Source organism: Kitasatospora sp. NPDC091257, from assembly GCF_044757675.1.
In the GTDB taxonomy this organism is placed as follows: domain Bacteria; phylum Actinomycetota; class Actinomycetes; order Streptomycetales; family Streptomycetaceae; genus Kitasatospora; species Kitasatospora lactacystinica.
Genome location: NZ_JBIVVI010001486.1, coordinates 1 through 1,905 on the forward strand (window position 1 = coordinate 1; position 1,905 = coordinate 1,905).

Sequence of the window (1,905 nt, forward strand, 5' to 3'; positions counted from 1 at the left end):
CACCGGTAGCGCGGTGTGGCACCCTGCGCCCATGGTGATCCTCGACGCACCCGCGACCGCGCCCGCCCCGGTCTCCGACCGCCTCCGGTACGACCGCGCCACCGCCCACCTGGACGGGCCGGTGGCCGTCGTGGACCTCGCCGCGTTCGACGCGAACGCGGCCGACCTGGTCCGCCGGGCGGGCGGCAAGCCGATCCGGCTGGCCAGCAAGTCGATCCGCTGCCGGGCGCTGCTGGAGCGGGCGCTGGCCGTGGACGGCTTCCTCGGGGTGATGAGCTTCACCCTGGACGAGTCGCTCTGGCTGGCCCGCACCGGCGTCCGCGACATCCTGCTCGCCTACCCCTCCGCCGACCGGGCCGGCTTCGCCGAGCTGACCGCCGACCCCGGGGCCGCCCGCGAGATCACCGTGGTGCTGGACGACCCGGCCCAACTGGACCTGATCGACCGGGCCCGCGGCGGCGACGCCGAGGTGCGGGTCTGCCTGGAACTGGACACCTCGCTGCACCTGCTCGGCGGCCGGGTCCGGGTGGGCGCCCGGCGCTCACCGCTGCGCACCCCCGAGGACCTCGGCGCCTTCGCCGAGCTCGTCCAGCGCCGCCGGGGCTTCCGGGTGGTCGGCCTGATGGCGTACGAGGGGCACGTCGCCGGGGTGGGCGACCGGGTGCCCGGCCGGCCGGTGCGCTCCGGGCTGATCCGGCTGATGCAGGCCAAGGCCCGGGCCGAGCTGGCCGAGCGGCGCGCGGCGACGGTCCGGCGACTGCGACAGGTGGCCGACCTGGAGTTCGTCAACGGCGGCGGCACCGGCAGCGTGGAGTCCACCGTGGCCGAACGCGCCGTCACCGAGGTCGCGGCCGGCTCCGGGCTGTACCAGCCGCAGCTGTTCGACAACTACCGCACGTTCCGGGGCCGCCCGGCCGCGCTCTTCGGCCAGCCGGTGGTGCGCCGCCCCGGCCTCGGCGTGGTGACCGTCCTCGGCGGCGGCTACCCGGCCTCCGGCGCGGCCGGCCCGGACCGCTCGCCGGTGCCGTACCTGCCGGCCGGGCTGCGCTACGACCCGATGGAGGGCGCCGGGGAGGTGCAGACCCCGCTGCTCGGCTCCGCGGCGGACGACCTGCTGATCGGCGACCGGGTCTGGTTCCGGCACGCCAAGGCGGGTGAGCTGTGCGAACGCTTCGCCGAGCTGCACCTGATCGAGGACGACCGGATCGTACGGACCGTGCCGACGTACCGGGGCGAGGGCAGGACGTTCCTCTGACGCTTCGTCCGGCTCTGCCCTACCGTGGTGCCGACACCACGAACAACAAGGGGGCGGTATGGAACCCGAGATCACGGAGATCGCCACAAGGGGCGCGACCGTTCTGGCCGGCCTCATGGTCACCTCGGCCTGGGAACGGGTCAAGCCGCGCGTTGCCGCGATGTTCGGTCGCAGGGCGGAGTCGGTCTCCGAGGAACTGGACGAAACCCAGGCCGAGTTGATCGCGACACCGGAAGACGGCCGCGAGGTCGCCGCCCAGAGCGCACAGGGCGAGTGGGAGCCGAAGCTACGCCGACTGCTGGCCAACGACCGGACCATGGTGGCCGAACTCCAGGCGATCCTCGACGAGTTCGCACCGGATCGACCCGATCGGGCGCCCGGCACGGTGCACAACGAGATCAGCGGAAACGCCAAGATCCACGGCAAGGTCGTCCAGGCTCACACGATCAACAGTCTGAACCTCTGACCTTTCCGGAGCCTTAACGGGGCCCGATGGAACGGCTAACCACGGCCGTCCGTCGGGCCTTTGCGCTGCTCGGGGGCCTACAGTCCGTCAACAAGCACAGTACGCGCGGCTATTGCCATCTGGTCCAGACCAATCCTACGCTCTGGCCGGGGGCCGTGCGCCGGGCCGGCGGCCCCCGAACGGG

General features: G+C 73.2%; 2 protein-coding genes. Both read left to right on the forward strand.

Annotated elements, in window-relative coordinates; all coding sequences use genetic code 11:
• The first annotated feature begins 31 nt into the window (after nt 1–31).
• A complete protein-coding gene (locus ACIQOV_RS39590; protein WP_387736214.1) occupies nt 32–1,255 on the forward strand; it encodes an amino acid deaminase/aldolase in 1,224 nt (407 codons plus the stop codon).
• A gap of 58 nt (nt 1,256–1,313) precedes the next feature.
• Complete coding sequence (locus ACIQOV_RS39595) at nt 1,314–1,721, forward strand: hypothetical protein (protein WP_401055751.1); 408 nt, start codon at nt 1,314–1,316, stop codon at nt 1,719–1,721.
• Nucleotides 1,722–1,905 lie beyond the last annotated feature (184 nt).